Source organism: Embleya hyalina (assembly GCF_003967355.1).
Classification (GTDB): Bacteria; Actinomycetota; Actinomycetes; order Streptomycetales; family Streptomycetaceae; genus Embleya; species Embleya hyalina.
This window is the reverse complement of record NZ_BIFH01000014.1, coordinates 94,145-117,036: the sequence shown is the minus strand read 5'-3', so window position 1 is coordinate 117,036 and position 22,892 is coordinate 94,145. Positions and strand designations below refer to the sequence as shown.

The window sequence follows — 22,892 nt, the reverse complement described above, 5'->3', positions numbered from 1 at the left end:
GCCATCAGTGAACCATTGTGCGCGCGTGGGGCTCTTGCGGATAACGTCACCCCATGACCGGTGTTGCGCAGCCCACGCCAGAGCAGGTCCGTGCCGCCGCGGACGTTCTCAAATCGGCGATCGACGACCATCTGGCCGCCGTCGAAGCCCGCCAGGGCGAGAGCGACCCGGCCGTCTTCGCCGCGTACGACGCGCTCGCGGCCGCCGCGGAGGCCTACGACGAGTTGTTGTACGACGCCTATGACGAGGTCACCCCGTTCGAGGTGCCGAGCAGCGGCGAGGAAGCCGAATACGAGGGGCCGACCAACCCCGAGGCGGTGACCGTGCTGATCCGCCGCGACTACGTGATCAAGGACCTGATCACCCTCGTCGACCACGCCCGCCGGGCCGACGCGGAGGCCGGCGAGAACGAACCGGCCGTCTCGCCGCGCGATACCGGCGCCGACAGCGCGTCCAGCGCGGTCGCGGTGCTCTTCGACGTCTACGATCCGGACGAGATCGCCCAGCGCGCCGACGAACTGGGCCTGGAACCGGGTGACTCGACCCTGTGGGTGTCCGCGATCGAGCCGACCGAACCGGGCGAATGGCTCGACGCCCCCTTCGAGGACGCGGATCCGCGCAGCATCATCTACCGGTTCGAGACGAGCACCGCGTACGAGGACGACCTGGAAGCCCTGGAACGCGATCTGCACTGATCGGCCGCCGATCGACACCCGCCGCTCCGGTCACGTGTCACCCGGGTGCGCGTGGTGCCCGCTCGGTGACCACGGCGCCTCAGTAGCGCATCGCCAGGGCGATGCCGCCCTCGTCCGCGAGCGTGCCGTCGGGGACGAAGACCACCTTGCCGTCGCCCTCGAGCGCCGCCTCCACCACGGTGTCGACGATGTCGTCCTCGGCCCGCCCGGCCAGTACCGCGTCCTCCGCGTGCGGGCCGGTGAGCACCTGGAGCGCGATCTCCCCGGTGGCCTCGACGATGACCAGGCGGCCGGTGACCCGCAGGCCCTCCTCGACCACGAGCAGCGCGCCGCGCCCGGCCCGGACCGGCGTCCACACCTCCTGGACGCCACCCGCGTATCGTTTGGCGCTGCGCGCGTCGTCGAGCGCCCGCAGCGCGGCGGCGGTCGCCTCCTCGGCCAGCGCGGCCCGCGCCGGGGCCAGGATCTCGGCGAGCTGCGCGGCCGTGGCCTCGACCAGGCCGCCGACCTCCAGATCGCTCTCGGCCAGGTGCCCGGCGTTGCGGCTGCCCTCGCGGAACGCCTTGACCTGCGGTCGCAGGCCGACCAGGACGACCTTGCCGTCGCGCCGGGGCCCGGTGAGCGCGTGGGCCAGGTGTTCGTCGGCCTCGTTCAGCAGCCGGCGGAATTCCTCGCTCACCCCCATGCCGCCGCCCTCGCGCCGGAGTTGGCCGTCCGGCTCGGGCGCGGGTGTGGTGACCGGGAACCCGTCGACACGCGACTCGTACACGTGCTCGCCCCGGCCGCGCCACAACCGCGCCTCCTGCTCGCTGAGCACCAGCGCCCAGTACGGGGTGAGGCGTTCCGCGGCGGAGACCAGGTTGCGGGTGAGGTAGGTGGTCGCGAAGACGATCCGCTCGCTCACCGGCGCCTCGACCCTGAAGGCGTAGTGCTCGTCCGCCGACGCGTAGAGCACCAGACCGTCGAGGAAGCTCTCCGGATCCAGCTCGGCCGCCGCGGCCCGGAGCCGGTCGGCCGTCTTGATCCGCACCTCCCGGGTCACCTCCGGGTCCGCCGCCAGCCGTTTCTCCGCCTCGGTGAGCACGTTCCGCAGCCGGATGTGGTCCTGCTGGTTCTCCGGGCGGTGCCGGTGCGTGGGCAGCGTCAGGGACACCAGCGGGTACGCGCGGGGACGGCGCAGCTCGGCGAGCAGGTCCGGCGTCAGGGCGGCGGTGGTCATGCGGTCTCCTGGCGTGCGTTCAGGCCTCACGGCATCGGCAAACACACCGTCCTATGCCCGCTTCGGCGGGAAATTCGCACGAATCACCCGACCGGCCCGCAGCTCCGGGCGGTCACCGAGCCGGAAACGCTTGTTGACCGTGAGTCAGGAGTGACTTTAGGTTGAGCGCTCACCGTCCATGGGAATCCGGCCTGCCCGGAGACCGTGGTCCGCCCGGATCGGGGTGGGCCCGTGCGAGGAGCGACCACGTGCGATCCGTGCTCCCCCGGCGGCCGGCCCTCGTGGCCGCGCTGCTCGGGTTGACCCTGACCACCACCGCGTGCGGTGACGACTCCGCCTCCGGCGGTTCGTCCCGCGACGCGATGACCGTGCTGGTCACGCAGGAGGCGCGCAGTCTCGACCCGATCGTGGCGAGCCTGTCCCAGATCACCGGCGGCACCCAGGCCGCCGCGGTCTTCGACGTGTTGTTGTGGATCGATCCGAAGACCGGCCGGGCCCAGCCGCAGCTGGCCGAGAGCGCGACCGCGTCGGAGGGCGGCCGGGTCTGGACGTTGCGGTTGCGGCCGGACCTGAGGTTCTCCGACGGCACCCCGCTGGACGCGGAGGCGGTGAGGTTCAACTGGGAGCGGCACGCGGATCCGGCGAACAAGTCGCTCCAGGCGCGGGTGGTCGCCGGGATCGGCATATCCGTGGCCGACAGCCGGACCGTCAGGGTCACGCTGCCGGCCCCGAACGCGCACTTCGACAAGGTGATCGCGCACAACCTGGCGTTCATCGGCTCGCCGACGGCGATCAGGGCCGATCCGAAGGGGTTCGGCGCCAAGCCGGTGGGGGCCGGGCCGTACCGGCTGGAGAGCTGGGTGCGCGACCAGCAGATGGTGTTCGAGCGCAACCCGAAGTACTGGCAGGTGGGCTCCCGACCGCCGTTGAGGCAACTGGTCCTCAAGCCCGTGGTCGACCAGTCGCAGCGCCTGGCGATGCTGGGCGCCGATCAGGCCCAGGTGTTGACCACGGCGCAGGCCAAGTTGATGGGCGACGCGCGCAAGGCCGGGCTGCCGGTGGTCACCGAGGGCAAGAGCGGCGGTTTCATGACGCTGTTCAACACGGCCCGGCCGCCCTTCGACGATCCCCGGGCGCGGCGCGCGTTCGCGTTGATCATGGATCCGGCCGCGCGGGCGAAGGTGGTCACCGACGACGCCGGCAAGCCGCTGAGCACGTTCCTGCGCCCGGGTTCGGACTTCGTCGCGTCCGACGCGCCGCTGCCGGCGAACAACCGGGTCGAGGCGCAGCGCCTGCTGGACGCGCTCGCCGCCGAGGGCAAGCCGCTGAACTTCACCTACAGCACGTACAACAGCCCGGGCTCGCACGTGACCGCCGAATACTGGCTGGCCCAGATCGCCACGATGAAGAACATCACCATGAGGACCGAGTTCCTGGAGGGCACCCAGTACCTCCAGAAGGTGCAGATCCAGCGGCAGTTCGAGGCGGGCGAGTTCGTGTTGTCCTTCGACGACCCGGAACCGGTGTTGTTCAACTTCCTGCACTCCGGGGGGCAGGACAACCACATGCAGTGGAAGAATCCGGCGGTGGACGGGGCGCTGGAGCGGGCCCGGGCCACCACCGATCCGGAGGTCCGGCGGGCCGCCTACGCCGAGGTGCAGCGGGCGCTGGCCGAGGATGTGCCGGTGTTCGCCTACGAGCAGGCGTTCACCGCGGCGATCCGGGCGAAGAACGCCAAGGTGGTCGACCTGACCGTGTTCGAGGACGGGTTGATCATGTTCGACCGGTTGGGTCCGGCCTAGGCGCGAGCGCACGCGACTCGGCGGCGGGGGTGGCCGGGGCGGGGATCGGTACGGCCGTGGGGCCGACGGGGTCGGGGATGCACAGGCAGGCGATCAGCGCGCAGCCGGCCACCGCGCCGGCGATCACGAACACCACCATGTAGGCGTGCAGCGCGGGCAGTTCGCGTCCGGCGGCGGAGATCGTGTACGAGGTGAGCACGGCCGCCACCACCGCGCTGCACACCGCCTGGCCGATGGTGCGCATCAGTGCGTTGATCCCGTTGGCGGCGGCGGTCTGCGCGGCGGGCACGGCCCGGATGACCAGCATCGGCAGCGCCGAGTAGCACATGGCGGTGCCGGAGGCGACGACCGTGGCGCCGGCGATGACGGTCCACAGGTCGTGGCTGGTGAAGATGCGCACCACGTAGCCCAGGCCGAGCAGGATGGCGCCGAGGCCGAGGCAGAAGCGTGGTCCCCGGGTGGCGGTCAGCCGGGTGGAGACGGGGGAGAGTACGACCATCATCACCCCGCCGGGGAGCAGGCACAGGCCGCCGGCGGCGACCGAGAGGCCGAGGCCGTAGCCGCTCGCCTCGGGGGTCTGGACCAGCTGGGCCGTGGACAGGCTGTTCGCGTAGAACGAGAAGCCGATGAACAGCGCGGCGATGTTGGGCAGCAGCACCGCCGGGCGGGTGGTCACCCGCAGGTCCACGAGCGGGGTGCGCGCCCGCCACTGGTGCCGGCACCAGCCGAGCAGGATCACCGCGGCGGCGCCGGTCAGGCCGGCCGTACGGGCGCTGCCCCAGCCCCAGGCGGCGCCCTTGGAGACCGCGAGCAGCAGGCAGACCAGGAACGCGGCCAGGCCGAGCGAGCCGATCACGTCGAAGCGGCCGGGGGTGCGGACCGGCGACTCGCGGACCACGAGCACGACCAGGGTCAGCACCATCAGGGCCAGCGCGGTGGCGCCCCAGAACATCACGTGCCAGTCGGCGTGGTCGACCACCAGGCCGGCCAGCGGGAGGCCGACGGCGGCGCCGATGCCGAGCGTCGAGCTCATCATCGCGATGCCGCCGCCGACCTTGGCCGGTGGCAGTTCGTCGCGCAGGATGCTGATTCCCAGCGGGACCACCGCCGTGGCCATGCCCTGGAGGGTGCGGCCGACGATCAGCACGCCGATGTCCGAGGTGAGCGCGCACATCAGCGAGCCGATCGACAACACGACCATGGCGAGCACCAGCATGCGCTTCTTGCCGAACATGTCCCCCGCCCGGCCGAGCAGCGGGGTGCAGACCGCGCCGCTGAGCAGCGTGGCGGTCAGGGTCCAGCTCACCGTCGAGGCCGAACTGCCGGTCAGCGCGGGCAGGTCCGGCAGGAGCGGGACGACGACGGTCTGCATCAGGGCGGCGACGATGCCGCAGGAGCCGAGGACCGGTACGAGGAAGCGTCGTCGCGCGTCGTGCGGGGTCGAGGCGGGGCCGGTCACGAACGCTCCGGGTGGGAGAGGGCGGAAGGTCGGCCCCACCCTAGGGATAGATGTACGACACATCAATCGTTTGCGGACACCTTTGCCCGCTCCTTGCGCAGCGGCGCGCCCACCCGGTGCATGTGGCCGAGCGCCTGCCGGTACGAGGTGATCGCGCTCGTCTCCAGGTAGGGCACCCCGAGTCGGGCGCAGTGCGCGCGCACGATCGGCTGCGCGCGGCGCAGGTTCACGCGCGGCATGTTCGGCACCAGGTGGTGCTCGATCTGGTAGTTCAGCCCGCCGAGCAGCCAGTCGGTGACCGGGCCGCCGGTGACGTTGCGCGAGGTGAGCACCTGGCGGCGCAGGTGGTCCCACTTGACGCCCGGCTCGGGCATCGGCATGCCCTTGTGGTTGGGCGCGAACGCCATGCCCAGGTGCAGACCGAGCAGCGCGTGTGTGAGCAGTACGAAGACCAGCGCCTTGACCGGCGACATCGCGATCGCGAGCACCGATATGTACAGGGCGTAGTGCACGGCCAGCACCGAACCCTCGACCCGGCGCTCGCGCGGGGTGCGGTCCTTGAGTGCCATCAGGCCGTTGACCTTGAGGTTGAGCCCTTCGAGCAGGAGCAGCGGGAAGAACAGCCGCGCCTGGTTGCGGGTCAGCCAGCCCATCAGCCCGGTGCGGCCGCCCGTCTGGTCGGCGTCCCAGACCAGCACGCCGACCGCGACGTCCGGGTCCTTCTCCCGGTGGTTCGGGTTGGCGTGGTGCTTGTTGTGCTTCGCGTTCCACCAGCCGCAGCTCATCCCCATCAGCAGGTTGCCGTGCAGCAGGGAGAGCACGCGGTGGGTCCGGGCGCCGCGGGCGATCTGCTGGTGGCCCGCGTCGTGGCCGACGAAGGACGCGCGGGTGGTGAACAGCGCGACCGGTATCGCGAGGGCGAGTTGCCACCACGAGTCGCCGACCCATACGACCGCGGCCCAGGAGCCGAGCAGGAGCAGCAGGTTCAGGCCGATCGAGCGGGCGTACCAGGCGGTGCGCCGCTCCAGCAGGCCGGCCGCCTTGAGGTCGGCGAGCAGCGGCGCGAAATCGCTGCCCCGGCGCGGGGCGGCGGCCTCCGGGGTATCCAGGATCGGTGCGGTCAAGGTCATGGAACGTCCCCGAATTCAGGTGGCGGATGATCGGTCGAGCACGCCGACCGGGCGTATCTCGACGTTATTGATCACCCGCGCGGGGAACGAGCCGGTCGGCCCCCGGATGCGGGGGCATCTCGCCCTCCCCCTCCCGGGGGCCGGACCCCATGGACAGCCGGGGTGTGATCGGGTATGGCGGGCCCCCGCCCCTGCGCGGCGGGGCTATCTGCTGCGGCGCCGACCGTTCGGGGTACGGCCGACGCGGACCGGGGTGTTGCGGACGCCGGCCCGGTACACCCCCGCGGGCGCGGTCCGGTCGATCCGGGTCGGGGCGGAGTCGGGCCGATCCGCACCGGGTCGGTGTACCGGCAACGATCCGTTCAGCGCCGCCTCGGCGAGGCCGATCGCGATCGTGTCCGGCGAGGCGGCGGTGGTATCCACGACCAGCGTCGCCGCGTGCAGCCAGGGCCTGGCCCGCTCGTAGCGCCGCGTACGGCCGAGTCGCGCGCGGCGGGCGGCGCGACCGGACGCCGTCGCGTCGTCGTCGCCGATCCGGGCCCGGCGGTCGCGGTGGTCCAGGTGCAGCGTGACGTGTCGGACGTCGAAGCCGCGGGCCACCAGCAGGTCCAGCAGGTGCTCGCAGTGCGTGCGGTCGAGGAGGGTGGCGGGCATCAGGATCGGCCCGGGCCGGCGTGTGTGCAGCGCCTCGGCGGCGTCCGCGACCAGGTTCCGCCAGTGGGCGGGCATGCGGTGCTCGGGGGCGCCCGGGCCGGGGACGTGGTGGTTCGTCCCGGACGCCCGGTGGTCGGCCCACGGCGTCGGGGTGTTCGTCCCGGCGGCGGATCGCGGCCGGTGTCCGGGAGCCTCCGAGCGGGCGGCGCCGTCGCGGCGCTCGTGGTCGGGGCCGAGGGCCGCCGGCGTGCCCGAAGCGCCCGCCGTGTGGGGGACGCCCACCGGCTCGGGAACCCCCACCGCGTCGGGGTCGAACACCGTGGCGCCGCGCAGGTGCCGGGCGACGGCGGCGGCCACCGTACGCTTGCCGACCCCCCGGGGGCCGTTGAGCACGAGCAGCAGCCGTGGCGGCGAGGTGAGGCTGAGCGGATCGTTCGGCACGATGGCCCCCTGGGCGCGGTCCCGCGCGGTCGTCGAGGTGGCATGGTGCTCCCGCGCGAAACCGCTTGAACAGGGCGTGCGGTGGTACGGGGCGGGCGCGTCAGTCCGGATCGAGCGCCGCCTGCTCGCCGAGCGCGGCCCGCAACGCCGTCGCCTCCTCGCCGATGCAGGCGAGGAAGGCGCCCACGGCGGGGGTCGGCGGCCGGTCCGCGAGGAGGGTGGTGCCCACCGTGCGGCGCACCGACTCCAGCGGCACCGGCAACACCGCGAGGCGGTCGTCGCCGATGACCACGAGTTCGGGCAGCGCGGCGATCATGTCGGTGCCGAGCAGCAGCGCTCGCACGGTCAGGATCGAGGTGCACTCCACCCGGTCGGCCGGCAGCGCCAGCCCGTTGCGCAGGAACAGCTGGGCCAACTCGCTGCGCAGCGCCGTCTGTTCGAGCGGCAGGATCCACGGGTGCGCGATCGTGTCGGCCAGCTCGCGCGCGCTGTCCAGGAGCGGGTGGCCGCGGCGGACCACCAGCCGGATCGGCTCGCGGTACAGCGCGGTCCGCCGGACCCGCCCGGCGTCCGCGGCCGGGCCCAACCGGCCCACCACGACGTCGATCTCGCCGGCGAGCAGCTGCGGGTGCAGCACGTCGTGGGTGGCCTCGCGGACGATCACGGTGATCCCGGGCCGCTCCCGCTTGAGCGCGGACACCGCACGCGGCAGCAGCACGCTGGTCCCGGCGAGGAGGGTGCCGACGGTGACCGTGCCGGTCTGCCCCTCGCGCAGGCTCGCGAGGTGGTCGCCGGCCCGCCGCACCTCGGCCAGGATCGCCCGCGCGTGGGCGACCAGGGCGGTGCCGTACAGGGTCGCGCTCATCCCGTGCGGGCCGCGCTCGAACAGCGGCACGCCGACCATCGTCTCCAGCTCGCGCAGCGTGCGGGTGGCGGCGGGCTGGGTCAGGTGCAACGCCTCGGCCGCGCGGCTGACTCCCCCGTGCTCGGCGATCGCCGTGATCAGGGTCAGGTGGCGAAACTTCAGCCGTCCGTCGAGCAGGTCCACGCGGGCTCCCGTACCGGTCCGGTGCTGCGTCCCCCCGACAGGACGCATACCTGTTTGGTGATGCCATGGCGCCGGATCGGCATTGGATGGACATGCACCGGCGCAGCCATCATGCACGTGGCGACGGCTTCTTGACGAGCGGTCGCCGTGGCCGCACGAGCGCGCGAGCGGCCCCGGGCGGATCGACGCGCGGCGGCATCGGAGCTTCCGGAGCCGCCGGGTCGGACCACTCGCCGAATGTGCCCCTCGCCGGATGGACCGGTCGCCGGCGAGGAGGTCACGGGCCGACGGTGCGATCGGGGATTCCGTTCGTGTCGTGCCCCACGAAGGCGTGTGCCGCGTCCCCGCCCGGCGCCGTCGCCGCCGGTCGTGTACTTCCCCGTCATCGTCCCGGTCGGAAGGTTCGTCAGATGCGCCGCACTCCCCTCCTCCGCAACGGCACCGGCAGATACGGCAGACCGATCGTGCCGGCGGTGGCCGCCCTGGTGGCGCTCATCGCCTGCACCTCCGCGGGCGCCCCACGCGCCGCCGCCCCCGCCGCCGACTCCCCGACCCGCGCCGCGACCGCCGCGGGCACCGCCGGGACCGATCCGAACATCCCGCTCGTCTGCCAGGAGCGCCGCCCGCGGGCGGCCGATCCGAACGCGTACGGCATGCAGCTCGACGGTTCGTTCCTGGCCCCGGCGTCGACCCCGCTCGACGAGGAGAACCCGCACCCCTTCCCGGGCCGCCGCGCCGAGTACGACGGCAGGCAGTACGTGAAGAACATGACCGTCGAAGCCGCCTACGAGGGCTACGACTTCACCCCCGACTTCTTCCACACCTGGCAGAACATCGTCGACTTCGACGGCCGCCGCTACATGTTCCAGTACGACCGCTCCGAGGGCCGCGTCTACGACATCACCGACGTCAAGCACGTCACGGTGGTGGAGAAGATGTCCAGGGAGGACGTCGGCGGTGACGAGCTGAAGGCCAACGGGACCTGGGCGGCCGGGGACTACTGGGGCGCGTCCACGATCCAGTGGAACGACCGGCTGCGCGCCTACGTGATGGTGCAGTCCTTCGAGGACAAGCGCCAGATCACCGAACTCGGCGACGAGCCGGGCAAGGACAAGTACGGCAACCCCGAGGGTGTCGCGAAGTTGCGCGCCAAGCCCGGACTCAAGGGCTTCAAGGTGTATCGCCTCAACGGTCCCCGCAAGGCCGACTGGCAGCTGATCTCGACCGTCAGCACCGACTCGACCCAGCCGGACCCGCTGCACAGCGACCCGAACCGGCCGCAGCAGGGCTCCGGTTCGCTGGACGTGCCGTACTGGGACGGCGGCCGGTACATGTTCATCGCGGTCGCGCCGAACGACACGTACGCCAACACCGAGTACCCGACCAACCTGCACTCGGCCGGCTACCAGTCCTACGACATGTCCGACCCGAGCGCGCCGAGGCTGCTGGACACCTGGCACCTGCCCGGGCAGGTCACCGGCGAGGACGAGGCGTACGCGCGCAATCCGCGCTGCGGGAACCGGACCAGCTGGCTGGGCGCGCGGATGTCGCTGTTCGTGCCCACACCGGTGGAGCACGGCGGTCGGTACGGCTTCGCCGTGCAGGGCGGCCTGGGCATGACCGTCCTGGACATCTCCGACCCGGCCCGGATGCGCCAGGTGGGGCACCTGGACCTGCCGCCGTCGGTGGCGGGCACCGAGGGCGACAACATCGACGTGTCGCAGTTCCGGCGCACCGGGATGATCTACGTCTCCGGCTATCCGCTGACCGAGGACTGCTACGAGCCGTACAAGCCGATCTACCAGATCGACGCGCGGGACCCGGCCAACCCCCGGATCGTCGGGCAACTGCCGCGGCCGACCCCGCCGAAGTCGGCCGGGATCACCGACTATTGCCAGCGCCGGGGCAGCTTCGGGCCCAAGCGCACCGGCTACTACACCAACCCCGGCCGGCACGACGACGGCACGCTCGTGTACGGCTTCTACAACGCGGGCGCCCAGGTCTTCGACGTGAAGAACCCCGCCCGGCCGGAGATCGAGGCGTACTTCGTGCCCAAGGCGTTCGGCACCGGGACCCGGGACTGGCCGACCGAGGACGGCACGTTCCCGGAGTGGGCGATGGGCAACCAGACGCACGGCGTCTACGTCGAGTGGGACCGCAACGTGGTGTGGGTGCTGACCAATCACGGCATCTACGCGCTGTCCGCGAAGGACGTGCTGGGCAAGCCGAACCTGGGCCGGCCGAAGGAGCCGTTCCGCAACAGCGGGTTCTGAGCCGCGGGTTCGGCCGCTCGGCGTCCGCGCCCGGGGACGCCGGGCGGCCGGACCGGCTCAACCGGTGCGGTCGTCCGGCTCGTCCTCGTCGTCGTCATCCTCGTCCGGGCCGCAGACCGTGTCGAAGAAGGCCTCCAGGTCGTCCTCGGTCCGGGCGCGGAAGACGATCATCGCGCCGTCGTGACGGCCGAGCAGGTCGTGACCGGCGAACCAGCGGATCCGGTTCCCGGCCGACTCGCCCTCGGGGTAGCCGGGAAAGGCCAACTCCCGCATCGCCTCGGGAAGCAGGTCGAGGTCGCCCGCGTCGAGCTCGACCGCCTCGACCAGGTCGTCGTCGAACAGCAGCGTCTCGGACAGCACGATCTCGACGGCCGCGAGCGAGAACCGGCGCAGCCACGCGCTCCACGGCTCCTCGACCGGCTCGGCCGTACCGAAACTCACCAGCACCTCGGGGTCGTCGCCGTCCGGCCGCACGCCCCACCACGCCACACCCTGGTTCTCCTCGCGGAAGACCAGCAGGCCGTCCTCCAGGTAGAGCTTGTCGGGCGGCAGCAGCACGTCGTGATTGCTCGTCAGGTCCGCCCGCCGGCCCAGGAGTTCGTACAGCTCGCGGAGCGCGGCCGGCAGCGGGACGCCCAATCGCGCCGCGCTCGCGTCCAGTTCCGCCGGGGTGTACCCGTCGGCGGGCCCGATCGCCCGGGCGCGGTCCGCGGCGAAGGCGCGAACGAACTCCCAGGCCCCGGCCCGATCGGCGAGCGCGGCGGGCAGTGCCGCGTGGATGTCGAAGGTCACGGCCGGACGCTACCGGGTCCCGGGCACCCGTCCCCGGTGCAGATCCACCACCGCGACGACGAACGCGGCGAGCACGAACGCCACCGACACCACCAGGCCGTGGCGCAGCGGCCCGGCCCAGTCCCGGCCCTGGTCGGCGGCCAGCCGGGAGAAGAAGATCGACCCGACCGCCGCGATGCCCATCGCCGAACCGATCCGCTGCCCGGTCTGCAACACCCCGCCCGCGCTGCCGCCCTGCGCCGGCGGCACCCGGGCCAGGGTCAGCGTCTGGTTGGGCGAGATCACCAGCCCGCTGCCCAGCCCCGCGAACGCCAGCGGCGCCGCCAGGATCCAGCCGACGTCGCGCCCGGGCACCTCGTACACCCCCACGATCGCCCCGCCCAGACCGACCGCGACCATCAGCAGCCCGCCGGTCACCAGCGCGAGCCCGTACCGGTTCACCAGGTGCCCGCCGAGCCAGGCGCCGACCGCGGAACCGACCGCGAACGGGGTGATCGCGAGTCCCGCGAGCAGCGCGCTGTACCCGAGGCCGGACTGGAGGAAGAGGGTGAAGACGAAGAAGATCGAGGTGAATCCGGCGAAGTAGAACAGCATCACCAACAACCCGAGCGTGTACGACCGGACCCGGAACAGGGCCAGGTCGACCACCGGATTGCGGCCGACCCGGGTCTGGTGGATCTCCCAGCGCACGAACACCGCCAGCAACACCGCCGCGATCGGGATCAGGAGCCACTTGGTCGAGCCCTGCCACTGGCGCTCCTCGACCAGCGGCAGCAGCAACAGCAACACGCCGGAGCCGAGCAGGAGCACCCCGACCGGGTCCAGGTCGCGCAGGCAGGCCCGGTTCTCGTGGTCCGGTCCCGGCAGCAGCCGCCGGGCCAGCACGAGGGCCAGCACGCCGATCGGGAGGTTGACGTAGAACACCCAGCGCCAGCCCTCCTCCGCGCCGGCCGCCTTGATGATCAGGCCGCCCAGAAGCGGGCCGACCGCCGTGGAGATGCCGATCACCGTGCCGAACATGCCGAACGCGCGCCCGCGTTCGTGGCCGGCGAACATCTGCTGGATGAGCGCGGACACCTGCGGGGTGAGGATGCCGCCCGCGACGCCCTGGAGCAGTCGGGCCAGCACCAGCCACAACGACGTCTGCGCGGCGCCGCACAGCGCGCTGGCGGCGGTGAACAGGGCCAGGCCGGTCATGAACATCATCCGGCGCCCGCGCGCGTCGCCGATCCGGCCGGCCGGCACCAGGACGAGGCCGAAGGTCAGCGCGTAGCCGGACAGCACCCACTGCACCTCGCTCTCCGACGCGCCCAGGCCCGCCCGGATCGACGGCAACGCGACGTTGACGATCGACACGTCGAGGAGGGTGATGAACCCCGCGATCAGACAGACCCCGAGCGCCTGCCACCGATGCGGGTCGGGCGCATCGTGCGTCACGCTCCCACGCCCCTTCTCGGCCGCTCCGGCACGGCCACCCCGTCGGCGACCATCCGGGGGACGATGCCCACATCCCCCGGAGCCAAGGCCGCCGCCCGGGTGACCCCGGCCGGCCGGGAGGGTCAGTAGCCCAGCGTCACCGCGACGGGCAGGTGATCGGACGCCTTCGACGGGGGCGCGTCCACGGCGAGCACCCGCAGCCTCGGGTCGACGAGCACCTGGTCGATCTCGCGCCGGGGCCGGTCCGCGGGATAGGTGCGCACCGGCCGTACGCGGGCCAGGCCGTCCACCAACCCGCGCGCGGTGAATGCCCGCACCTGCGGGCTGTCCGGGCCGGCGTTCAGGTCGCCGAGCACGGTCACCGGCACCGCCTCGCGCTCGGCCAGGCCGGTCGCGAACGCGGCGGCGCGGTCCGCCTGCCGCTGCGGCACCTCGTCGTCCGCGTCCTGGAGGTGGGTGGCCACGAACCCGAGCCGCTTGCCGGGCGCCGCCTCGACCACCACGCCCAGCGCCTGGGCACCGGTGGGCGCGCCGCCGGCGGGGAGCTCGATCGACTCCAGGTGTCGGATCGGCTTGCGGGTGAGCACCGCGTCGCCCCACTGCGGGTCGGCCGCCGGCGCGAAGCGGTAGGGCAGGTCGAGCCGCCGGGCGAGCAGGGTCAGCACGTCGTGGCCGCCGTTGAGGAACCAGGCCCGGTCCACCTCGTTGAGCAGCAGTACGTCCGGGCGCAGGGCCCGGATCGTGGCCGCCGTGCGGTCCGGGTCGAACCGACCGTCGAGGCCGTAGCCCATCCGGATGTTGTAGGTGACGACCCGCAGCGTCCCGGCCGCCGCGTCCGGCACCGGTGCCGTCCCCGGGCCCGGGCGCAGGCCGAAGGCGGCCAGCGCGAGCAGCACCGGAAACACGGTGGCGAGGGCGAGCGGGAGGTGCGGGCGTTCGGCCCGCTCGGCCGGGGAGGGCGGGGGTGCGGCGCGGTCCGGTTTGCGGGTGGTGGTGCCGGGCGGGGTGGGTGCGCCCGGGCGGCCGGTGGCGCGGCCGGCGGTGGGCCTGCCGCCGGGGCGGGTGCCGGGTTTGCGGCCGGGGCGCCGCGGCGGGCGGCCGGCGCGGGTGCGGGCGCCGAGCGGGACGTCGGATCGGGGGCCGCCCGATCCGGCGGTGTGTGCGACGGTACGCCCATGGGTTCGGGCGGGGGCATGGGCTTGGCCTCGGGTTTGGGCGCGGGCCGGTGCGGGCGGGGTCTCGGGCTCGGCCGGCGCGGGCGCGCGCAGGTCGCGGATCGCCGCCGTACCCGCGACGACCGCGATCGCCACCACGCCCAGGAGCAGCACCCGGCCGCGGGCCAGGACGCCGATCTCGATGTCGTAGCGGGCGTAGTGGAGGAAGGTCGACGCGAGGAAGCCGAGCATGCCCCAGGCCGGCGCCCACCGCACCTCGGCGCGTATTCGACCGGCGGCGTCGCCCAGGACCAGGCCCAGGCCCAGCACGCCCACCGCCTGCCACGCCGCCGCGCCGGTCGGGGCCAGGCCGACGATCCCGTCGTGCGCGCTCGTCTCCAGGTAGCCCGCGCCGATCACGCCCGCCACGACCGCCGCCAGGCCGACGGGCAGCACCCAGACGCCGCGCAGCCGCGACACGGGCACCGCGAGCGCCCAGGCGGCGACCAGGACCGGTACGCCCCAACGGGGTTCGCCGGCCGCCGCGTGCCCGACGCCGACGTTGCCGAACACCACACCGGTCAGGAACAACACGGGACCGAACACGGCCCACAACACCGGCGCGGGCACGGGCGTGGTGGGCGCCTGGATCCACACCTGGCCGGCCACGAACAACACGGCGAGGACGCCCAGTACGGCCCAGCCGCGCCAGACCTCCAGCCACATCGGGTCGAGCGTGCCGAGCCCGGCGTGCAGCGCCACCGCCGCGGCGAGACCGGCCGGCACCCCGACGCCGGCGTCCCATCCGGTGTGCGCGACCGCGACCAGCCAGCACAGCGCGGCGACCAGGGCCAGGCAGGTGAGGTAGAGCTGCCGGTCGCCGCCGTCGGTGAACTGCACCCACAGCCGCGACATCACCATGGCGACGCCGGCCACGACCGCGACCGGCCGACCGCCGACCCGGCGACACAGCGGCACCACCGCGAAGGCGGCCGCGAACCAGGCGACGGCGAACAGGCCCGATTGGGCCGCGGGGGTCGACCCGGCGTCTCCGTACACGGTGATCAGCGACGGTAGCCACACCCGCAGGATGTCGACCGTGAAGACGATTCCCAGAGCGATCACGATCATCGGCACGCGCAACCCCCGTCTCGATGGCGGGGTCAGCATAGAGCGGCGAATCACGCTCGGGAGGGGACTCTCGACGATCGATCGACGGCGCGTGCGGGCGGGGTCGGTGACGCGACGGTCGGTTGCCCGGGCGCGCTCAGGCCCGGGTGAGCCGGGCCGCCTCGGCCAGTTCGGTCAGCACGGCGGCGATGCCCTCGCGCACCTCGGGGTCGGCGATCAGGCCGTCGGGGTCGATGCCGGTACGGGCCACGCCCAGACGTACGCAGGCCGCGTCGACCACGTCGGCCCCGGTGTACCCGAGCACCGTGCGCAGCGACTCGTGCGCGTTGGCCGCGCCGCCGGGGTTGGTCGAGGCGTTGATCCAGCCGACCGGCTTGTCGCTGGTCTCGACACCGCCGACGGTCCAGTCGAGCAGGTTCTTGAACGAGCCGGGCAGCGCGCCGGCGTACTCGGGGGTGGAGAACAGCACCGCGTCGGCGCCCTCGATCGCGGCGCGCAGCGCGAGGACGGCCGGCGGCAACGGCTCGTGGTCGTCGTCGGGGTTGAAGTGCGGCAACTCGGCGAGGCCGGCGAAGACGACGGCGTCGACCCCCTCCGGCGCGACGACGGAAGCGGTCCGCACCACCGCGGAGTTGGTGGACTCCGCACGAAGCGACCCACTGATCACGAGCACCCGACGATTCGCTGTCATGGCCGGTCAAGGTAGCACCGCGCGGACTTCGCCGCCCGATGCCGCCGGTCGGCGGCATCGGTGCCGTGGTCGCGGCGCGCCGGCGTTAACCTCGCCCCATGAACACGCCGGTCGAGAACGTCGCCGAGGCGCTGCGCGCGCTCGGTGCCACGGGTGGGATCCACACCTTCGCCGAGACGGTGCCGACCGCGGCGGCCGCCGCGGAGGTACTGGGCTGCGAGGTGGGCGCGATCGCCAACAGCCTGATCTTTTCCGCCGACGACCAACCGCTTCTGGTGGTCACCAGCGGGGCGCATCGGGTCGACACCCGCGTGGTGGCCCGACTGCTGGGCGTTCGCAAGGTGCGGCGCGCCGACCCGGAGTTCGTGCTCGCCGCGACCGGCCAGGAGGTCGGCGGGGTGGCCCCGGTGGGTCACCCGAACCCGATCCGCACGCTGATCGACACGTGGCTGGACAAGCACGAGGTGGTCTGGGCCGGTGCGGGTGACCACAACCACATGTATCCGACGACGTACGCGGAACTGCTGCGGATGACGGGCGGGCGGGCGGCGGACGTCGAGGCGTGATCAGCGGGGCCGGCGCACGATCGTCTCCCAGTGGGCCCAGCGGCCCGCCGGCGGGTCGAGTCGCGGGCCGTATTCGGCGCGCAGGGCCAGGACCGGCTCGAAGTCGGCCAACAGCTCCTCCAGTTCGGCCCGGCCGTAATAGTGCACGACGAGCCCCGCCTTGAAACCCTCCAGGTAGCGGAAGGTCCGACCCCCGTCGGCGTGTTCGTCCAGGACCTCGTGCGCCTCGACCGCCTCCGTCGCGGCGGAGGCGGTGCGCAGCGCGAACAGGCCGCCGGGGGACACCCGTTCCAGCGAACCGCGCAGCATGTCCCGGGCGGCGGCGCGGGTGCCGTGCTGGTGCACCTGGATGCCGACCACGATGTCGTATCGCCGCCCCGGGGGCAGGTCGTCCTGGGTGCCGTGCAGCACCGGCGTCCCCGGTTCCCGCAGGGCCAGTCGCTCCAGCGCGATCCGGGACGGATCGACCCCGAGCAGGTCCGGCCCACCGCGCCGCAGCGGAATCAGGTTCCGCCCGTTGCCACACCCGATCTCCACACCCGAGACGCCCGGTGCCGCCACCTCCAGGATCCGCGCCACGAACGCGTCGGGTTCGGCGTCGGCGTACATCCCCTTCGCGTAGGCCTCGTCCCAAAACTCCACGGCGATCCGGTGCGCGTCCATGTGATCAGGCCAACTCCCCTACGAATCGCCCCAGTTGGGTCAGGTTGCGGCACTCGATCAGTGGGATGTGGCGGCCGTACACGCCGGCGATCGAGTCTCCGGTGTCCCAGTCCCGCTCCGGCTCCGGGTTGAGCCACCAGGCGTGTCGGGCCGGGGCGACCATCGTCTCCAGCGCGGCCAGGGCCGGGTCCTGGTAGTTGTTGCGGGCGTCGCCCAGGATCAGGAGGGAGGTCTTGGGGCCGATCACGTCGCCGTAGTGCTCGACGAAGACCTTGAAGGCGTGCCCGTAGTCGCTGTGTCCGCTCAGCCGCACCAGGTTCGCCTCGGCGGTCAGCCGGCGCATCGCCTCGCCCACGTCGCCGCCGGGCCGTTCGAAGAACCGGGTCACCTCGTCCAGCGTGTCGATGAACGCGAACACCCGTACCCGGGCGAACTGTTCACGCAGCGCGTAGGCGAGCAGCAGGGTGAAGTGGGCGAACGAGGCGACCGATTCGCTGGCATCGCACAGCACCACCAGCTCGGGCTTGTGCGGTCGGCGCGGCCGGTGTCGGGTGGTCAGCGGCACGCCGCCGGTGGACAACGACGCGCGCACCGTCCGACGGAAGTCCAATCGGCCGCTGCGGCCCGCGCGTTGCCGGATGGTCAGCCGGGTGGCCAGGCGCTGCGCGAGGGGCTGCACCTCGCGGCGCAGCGCCACCAGGTCGGCCCGGCTCGCGCGCAGGATGTCCAGGTTCTCCACGGCGGGCCGCACCGCCGTCTCGGCGACCCGTTCGATGCCGCGTTCCTCGGCGAGTCGGCGGCGTACGTCGGCCAGGATGTGGGCGTTCAGCCGGTCCACCCGGGCCTGGATCATCCGCCGGGCGTTGCGTTCGGCGACCCCGCCGGGCAGTCGCCCACCCAGCACCGCGCGCAGCAGGCCGGCCATCAGCGTCTTCGGGTCGAGCGCCCGGCCGACCAGCTGTGCGGACCACGAGGATCCCGACGCGCCCTCGAAGCCGGCGAACCGGCCGACCGCCTCGCGGGCCAGCGCGCGCAGCGCGATCTCGTCGTCGGTGAGCAGGAGTTCGCGCAGCCGGTCGCGGAAGGCCTCGGCGTCGGCGGCGTCCGGAGCGGGGGCGCTTTCGGCCGGCGTCTCCTCGGGCGGTTCCGGTGCCTCCTCCGGGCTCACCCCGAGCGGGAACCACAGCTCGAAGAGGGTGTCGAAGACCGGCCGATGGGTGTGCCGTTTGACCAGCGCGGCGGCGTAGGCGGCCCGCAGCGTCTCGCGGTCGGCGAGGTCGAGCACGGTCAACGCGCGTGCGGCGTCGAGCCCTTCGGCGAGCGACACCGGCAGCCCGCCGTGCCGCAGTGCCCGGACGAATCCGGTGTGTCGATCCAGGAGCGACATCGGCGGTCAGCCGCCGAGGCCGGGCAGGCCGAGTTCCTTCGCGGCCCGCGTGTGGTCGGCGACGTGCTTGAGCACGACCCCGAGGGTGCGCGCGATGGTCTCCTCGTCCAGGTCGTCGGCCTCGAGGGCGAGCAGCGTGTGGGCCCAGTCCAGGCTCTCCGCGATCGACGGCGCCTTCTTGAGTTCGAGTGCGCGCAGCGACGCGACGGTGCGCACCACCTGTTCGGCCAGGTGCGCGCGGATCCCGGGCACCCGGGTGAGCACGATGTCGCGCTCGCGCTCCGGCGTCGGGTAGTCGATGTAGAGGTAGAGGCAGCGGCGCTTCAGCGCCTCGCTCAGCTCGCGCGTGGCGTTGGAGGTGAGCACCACGAACGGGCGCCGCGAGGCGGTGATGGTGCCCAGTTCGGGGATGGTGACCTGGAAGTCGGACAGCACCTCCAGGAGCAGCCCCTCGACCTCGACGTCGGCCTTGTCGGTCTCGTCGATCAGCAGCACGGTGGGCTCGTCCCGGCGGATCGCGGTGAGCAGCGGGCGGGCGAGCAGGAACTCCTCGGCGAAGATGCCGGCGCGCGCCTCGTCCCAGCCGTCCACCCCGGCCTGGATGCGCAGGAGTTGTTTGCGGTAGTCCCACTCGTACAGGGCCCGGGACTCGTCCAGGCCCTCGTAGCACTGGAGTCGGATCAGCGCCGAGGACGTGGCCGCCGCGACCGCCTTGGCCAACTCGGTCTTGCCCACCCCCGCCGGTCCCTCGATCAGCAGCGGTTTGCCCAGCGCGTCGGCCAGGAAGACGGCGGTGGCGATGCCGGGGTCGGTCAGGTAGTCGACCGCGCCGAGCCGGGTGCGGGCGTCCTCGGGCGAGGCGAACATCGTCATCGTGGTGCACTCTCCTCGCGGGGCGATCGCGGCCGGTCGTCGCGCCGGCCGGGTCTGCCGTCGGCTGCGCCCTCAAGCTACAAGAGGGCCGGGTCGGCACGATACGAGCGGAGCCGGGGCGGCGGCGGGCCGGGTCCCGGGCGGGCGTCGGCGGACGTCGGCGCGCCGACCCTTCGGCGGGTTGGCCGACGCATCGTCACATGACCGATTCTTGACGCCTTTCCGCGCGTACGTAGGGAGTTCCCCGGTCCCTTTCGGACGCCGGGTTCCTAGCATCGAGACATGGACACAGCGGTGGGAGTCGTCATCGGATTCGCGATCGCCATGCTGATCGTGGTGGCCAAGGGCGCGCGGGTGGTGCAGCAGTACGAACGCGGGGTGGTGTTCCGGCTCGGCCGGGTCAGGCAGCGGGTCCGTCAGCCCGGATTCCACGTGATCGTCCCGTTCTTCGACCGGATGCGGAAGGTCAACATCCAGATCGTCACGATGCCCATCCCGGCGCAGGAGGGCATCACCCGGGACAACGTGACGGTGCGGGTGGACGCGGTCGTCTACTTCCGGGTGCACGACCCCGCGCGGGCCATCGTCGAGGTGCAGAACCACGTGTTCGCCATCGAGCAGGTGGCCTCGACCTCGCTGCGCTCGATCATCGGCAAGAGCGATCTGGACGACCTGCTCTCCAACCGCGAGGAACTGCACCGCGGCCTGGCGTTGATGATCGACAGCCCGGCGGTGGGCTGGGGCATCGAGATCGACCGGGTCGAGCTCAAGGACGTACAACTGCCGGAGTCGATGAAGCGTTCGATGTCGCGCCAGGCCGAGGCGGAGCGCGAGCGGCGGTCGCGGATCATCACCGCCGACGGCGAGTTCCAGGCGTCCAAGAAGCTCGCGGCGGCGGCCGACGAGATGTCCAATTCGCCCGCCGCGTTGCAGTTGCGCCTGCTCCAGACCGTGGTCGAGGTGGCCGCCGAGAAGAACTCGACGCTGGTGATGCCGTTCCCGGTCGAGATGTTGCGCTTCTTCGAGAACTTCCCGAACGGCGGGGGTGGGCCGGAGTCGGGTGATCCGGCGGTGGCGCGAGCCGCGGTGAAGGCGGTCGCTCAGGCCGCGGCGCGGGTCGCGGACGGGGTCGAGGACGGTTCCGCCGACGAGCGGGCCGCGGCGGTCGCGGCCTCGGCCTCGGCCCCGGGGGACGAGGATCGACCGGTGCCGTCGGAGATCCCGGCCGTGCCGCCGATGCCGCCCGCGCCCCGGGTTCCGCCGCCGCCCACCGCGCCACCGATCGTGCCGCCGGTAAAGCCCCGGCAAGATGAGGGGTTTCCACCCCCCGACCAGGGCTGAAGCACTGCTAACTTCCCGACCGTGGCGAACTTTGTGATGCAGGGCACGCGAGTTCTCGCGGTGGGCTTGGGCGGAGAGGCGGTCAAGGCCCGGAACGGGACGATGATCGCCTACGACGGACGAATGACGTTCAAACGACTGTCCGGTGGGGGTGAGGGGCTGCGCGGGATGGTGACCCGCCGGCTCACCGGTGAGGGCATGACCCTCATGGAGGTGAGCGGCGAGGGCACGTGCTGGTTCGCGGACCGGGCCACCGAGATCAACCTCGTGCACCTGACCGGCGAGACGTTGCATGTGGAGTCGAGCAACCTGCTCGCGGTCGAGCAGAGCCTGCGTACCGGTACCGAGTTCACCGGGCTGCACGGCGCGACCAGCGGGCAGGGCCTGTTCACCACGACCGTCTCGGGTCAGGGCACGGTCGCGGTGACCTCCGACGGGCCGGCGATCGTACTGCGGGTGTCGCAGGGTGAGCCGCTGTCCGTCGACCCCGGGGCGTACGTGGCGCACACCGGGCAGCTCCGCAAGGAGTTCGTCAAGGACGTGAACTGGCGCACGTTCATCGGCGAGGGATCCGGCGAGAGCGTGCAGTTGCGCTTCGAGGGCGACGGGTTGGTGTACGTACAGCCCACCGAGCGGCAGACCATCGGGGGGCAGACGTGACGTTCGACCAGCTCAACTCCAAGATGATCGAGGCCACCGTCCGGCCCGGGCAGACGCTGTACTGCCTGCGCGGCGCGATGTTGGCCTACCGGGGCGAGGTCTCCTTCACCCCGACCAGCACCGGAGCGCAGGGCGTCGGCGGGATGATCGGTCGGCGTCTGGCCGGCGAATCGGTACCGCTGATGAAGGCCGAGGGCGACGGCCGGGTGATGTTCGGCTACGCGGGCCGACACGTGCACCTGATCGAGATCACCGGCGACACCCTGCACATCGAGGCCGACCGGCTGATGGTGTTCGAGGACAGCCTCCAACAGGGCACGATGTTCATGGGCTCGCAGGGCGGCGTGCGCGGGATGATCCGCGGCCAGGTGACCGGCCAGGGCCTGTTCACCACCACGCTGACCGGGCGCGGCTGGTGCGCGGTGCTCGCGCACGGCGGGGTGATCGAGCTGCCGGTCCAGCCGGGCCGGTCGATCCACGTCGACCCGCAGGCGTACATCGCGCACCGGGGGCAACTCGACAACCGGATCGGCGCCAACGTCGGCTGGCGCGACGTGATCGGGCGCGGCTCGGGCGAGGCGTTCCAGTTGGAACTGTCCGGCACCGGCACGGTCTACGTCCAGGCGAGCGAGGAGAAGTTGTGAGCGGCCTTGGTTCCGGCGCGACCGTGTACGACGCGCGCTCGCTGCCGCAGGACGACAACGTCAACCCCTACTCCTTCTGCGTGGCGCTCGACGGCGAGTGGTTCGTGCAGAAGGGCAAGATGATCGCCTACTACGGGCGGATCAAGTTCGAGGCGCTGGGCGTGGGCGCGCTGGACCGGCTGGTCACCGCCAACTTCAACTCGCCGCTGTACATCCAGGACTGGATCGTCGCGCAGGGCAAGGGACAACTGCTGCTCGCCGATCGCGGGTTCGACGTCAACTCGTACGACCTGGAAGTGGGCAACCTGACCATCCGGGCGGCCAACCTGCTCGCGTTCCAGCCCGGTCTGGACCTCAAGCAGTCGATCGTGCCCGGGTTCGTCACGCTGATCGGGACCGGCAAGTTCGTCGCCGCGTCCAACGGCGCGGTGCACTTCGTCGAACCACCGATCCGGGTGGACCCGGAGGCGCTGCTGGGCTGGGCCGACTGTCCGACGCCGTGCCACCACTTCGACACCAAGTACATGCGCGGGGCGCTCGGCATGGCCCGGCGGCTGACCGGGCTCGGCGGCGCGTCGGGCGAGGAGCACCAGTACGACTTCGTCGGGACCGGCACGGTGCTGATGCAGTCCTCGGAGATCTCCATCGACCCGAACCTGATCCCGGCGCAGACCGCGCAGCAGAACCAGCCGCCCGGGGCGCAGAACATCCCGGGGCTGCCGAATCTGCCGGGGCGGTTGGGCCGGTTGTTGCAGTAGCGGGAACCGACGGCGGGTCCGGACCGTTGACTCGGCGAGGCCCTTCACTGGGGACGGTGGAGGGTCTCGCCAAT

The 22,892-nt window shown here is 72.4% G+C and carries 20 protein-coding genes; 8 read left to right on the top strand and 12 right to left on the bottom strand.

Annotated elements, in window-relative coordinates; genetic code table 11:
• The first annotated feature begins 53 nt into the window (after window positions 1-53).
• On the top strand, window positions 54-695 hold the full coding sequence (locus tag EMA17_RS04900; RefSeq protein WP_078978026.1) for a hypothetical protein: 642 nt from the start codon (window positions 54-56) through the stop codon (window positions 693-695).
• A 79-nt stretch (window positions 696-774) separates the two neighbouring features.
• On the opposite strand, the gene EMA17_RS04895 is transcribed toward EMA17_RS04900, so the two are convergent.
• Window positions 775-1,914 (bottom strand): baeRF3 domain-containing protein, encoded by a 1,140-nt coding sequence (locus EMA17_RS04895; protein ID WP_126635663.1) that lies wholly within the window; start codon window positions 1,912-1,914, stop codon window positions 775-777.
• 248 nt (window positions 1,915-2,162) lie between these two features.
• Here EMA17_RS04895 and EMA17_RS04890 point away from each other — a divergent pair, with 248 nt between their 5' ends.
• The gene (locus tag EMA17_RS04890; protein WP_126635662.1) at window positions 2,163-3,716 is read left to right on the top strand and encodes an ABC transporter substrate-binding protein; all 1,554 of its coding nucleotides are present in this window, start codon (window positions 2,163-2,165) and stop codon (window positions 3,714-3,716) included.
• Here the strand turns inward: EMA17_RS04890 and EMA17_RS04885 are convergent.
• The 4 genes from EMA17_RS04885 to EMA17_RS04870 all read right to left on the bottom strand — a co-directional run bounded on the left by EMA17_RS04885 (window position 3,688) and on the right by EMA17_RS04870 (window position 8,448).
• Window positions 3,688-5,238 (bottom strand): MFS transporter, encoded by a 1,551-nt coding sequence (locus EMA17_RS04885; RefSeq protein ID WP_126635661.1) that lies wholly within the window; start codon window positions 5,236-5,238, stop codon window positions 3,688-3,690. The two genes, EMA17_RS04890 and EMA17_RS04885, sit on opposite strands and share 29 nt — an antisense overlap.
• The gene (locus EMA17_RS04880) at window positions 5,238-6,305 is read right to left on the bottom strand and encodes a fatty acid desaturase family protein (RefSeq protein WP_126635660.1); all 1,068 of its coding nucleotides are present in this window, start codon (window positions 6,303-6,305) and stop codon (window positions 5,238-5,240) included. The genes EMA17_RS04885 and EMA17_RS04880 overlap by 1 nt, the downstream gene beginning before the upstream one ends.
• Before the next feature lie 204 nt (window positions 6,306-6,509).
• Window positions 6,510-7,400 carry a hypothetical protein gene (locus EMA17_RS04875; RefSeq protein ID WP_126635659.1) on the bottom strand — a complete coding sequence of 297 codons (891 nt, stop codon included), beginning with the start codon at window positions 7,398-7,400 and terminating at the stop codon, window positions 6,510-6,512.
• 100 nt (window positions 7,401-7,500) lie between these two features.
• Window positions 7,501-8,448 carry a LysR substrate-binding domain-containing protein gene (locus tag EMA17_RS04870; protein ID WP_126635658.1) on the bottom strand — a complete coding sequence of 316 codons (948 nt, stop codon included), beginning with the start codon at window positions 8,446-8,448 and terminating at the stop codon, window positions 7,501-7,503.
• 410 nt (window positions 8,449-8,858) lie between these two features.
• Here EMA17_RS04870 and EMA17_RS04865 point away from each other — a divergent pair, with 410 nt between their 5' ends.
• Window positions 8,859-10,721, top strand: a complete 1,863-nt coding sequence (locus tag EMA17_RS04865) for an LVIVD repeat-containing protein (protein ID WP_246126455.1) — start codon at window positions 8,859-8,861, stop codon at window positions 10,719-10,721.
• Between the two features lie 57 nt (window positions 10,722-10,778).
• Here EMA17_RS04865 and EMA17_RS04860 read toward each other — a convergent pair whose 3' ends face one another.
• The 4 genes from EMA17_RS04860 to EMA17_RS04845 all read right to left on the bottom strand — a co-directional run bounded on the left by EMA17_RS04860 (window position 10,779) and on the right by EMA17_RS04845 (window position 15,926).
• Entirely contained in the window at window positions 10,779-11,513 is a 735-nt protein-coding gene (locus EMA17_RS04860; protein WP_174861306.1) for an SMI1/KNR4 family protein, read from the bottom strand.
• A 9-nt stretch (window positions 11,514-11,522) separates the two neighbouring features.
• Window positions 11,523-12,950 carry an MFS transporter gene (locus EMA17_RS04855; RefSeq protein WP_126635657.1) on the bottom strand — a complete coding sequence of 476 codons (1,428 nt, stop codon included), beginning with the start codon at window positions 12,948-12,950 and terminating at the stop codon, window positions 11,523-11,525.
• Window positions 12,951-13,072: 122 nt separating this feature from the next.
• Window positions 13,073-15,235, bottom strand: a complete 2,163-nt coding sequence (locus EMA17_RS04850; protein ID WP_126635656.1) for an endonuclease/exonuclease/phosphatase family protein — start codon at window positions 15,233-15,235, stop codon at window positions 13,073-13,075.
• 136 nt (window positions 15,236-15,371) lie between these two features.
• Window positions 15,372-15,926, bottom strand: coding sequence for an NADPH-dependent FMN reductase (locus EMA17_RS04845; protein ID WP_126635655.1), 555 nt, complete (start codon window positions 15,924-15,926; stop codon window positions 15,372-15,374).
• A gap of 98 nt (window positions 15,927-16,024) precedes the next feature.
• On the opposite strand from EMA17_RS04845, the gene EMA17_RS04840 reads away from it, so the two are divergent.
• Window positions 16,025-16,492, top strand: a complete 468-nt coding sequence (locus EMA17_RS04840) for a YbaK/EbsC family protein (RefSeq protein WP_126635654.1) — start codon at window positions 16,025-16,027, stop codon at window positions 16,490-16,492.
• Here the strand turns inward: EMA17_RS04840 and EMA17_RS04835 are convergent, their stop codons facing one another.
• The 3 genes from EMA17_RS04835 to EMA17_RS04825 are packed head-to-tail and all read right to left on the bottom strand — an operon-like array spanning window position 16,493 to window position 19,409.
• Window positions 16,493-17,155 (bottom strand): class I SAM-dependent methyltransferase, encoded by a 663-nt coding sequence (locus EMA17_RS04835; RefSeq protein ID WP_126635653.1) that lies wholly within the window; start codon window positions 17,153-17,155, stop codon window positions 16,493-16,495.
• Window positions 17,156-17,159: 4 nt separating this feature from the next.
• A complete protein-coding gene (locus tag EMA17_RS04830; RefSeq protein WP_126635652.1) occupies window positions 17,160-18,542 on the bottom strand; it encodes a vWA domain-containing protein in 1,383 nt (460 codons plus the stop codon).
• Between the two features lie 6 nt (window positions 18,543-18,548).
• Window positions 18,549-19,409, bottom strand: a complete 861-nt coding sequence (locus EMA17_RS04825) for an AAA family ATPase (protein ID WP_218042695.1) — start codon at window positions 19,407-19,409, stop codon at window positions 18,549-18,551.
• Window positions 19,410-19,697: 288 nt separating this feature from the next.
• Here EMA17_RS04825 and EMA17_RS04820 point away from each other — a divergent pair, with 288 nt between their 5' ends.
• The 4 genes from EMA17_RS04820 to EMA17_RS04805 are packed head-to-tail and all read left to right on the top strand — an operon-like array spanning window position 19,698 to window position 22,818.
• A complete protein-coding gene (locus EMA17_RS04820; RefSeq protein ID WP_126635650.1) occupies window positions 19,698-20,756 on the top strand; it encodes a slipin family protein in 1,059 nt (352 codons plus the stop codon).
• Between the two features lie 36 nt (window positions 20,757-20,792).
• A complete protein-coding gene (locus tag EMA17_RS04815) occupies window positions 20,793-21,416 on the top strand; it encodes an AIM24 family protein (protein WP_126636092.1) in 624 nt (207 codons plus the stop codon).
• Window positions 21,413-22,060 (top strand): AIM24 family protein, encoded by a 648-nt coding sequence (locus EMA17_RS04810; RefSeq protein ID WP_126635649.1) that lies wholly within the window; start codon window positions 21,413-21,415, stop codon window positions 22,058-22,060. The genes EMA17_RS04815 and EMA17_RS04810 overlap by 4 nt, the downstream gene beginning before the upstream one ends.
• On the top strand, window positions 22,057-22,818 hold the full coding sequence (locus tag EMA17_RS04805) for an AIM24 family protein (RefSeq protein WP_126635648.1): 762 nt from the start codon (window positions 22,057-22,059) through the stop codon (window positions 22,816-22,818). The genes EMA17_RS04810 and EMA17_RS04805 overlap by 4 nt, the downstream gene beginning before the upstream one ends.
• The last annotated feature ends 74 nt before the right edge of the window (window positions 22,819-22,892 follow it).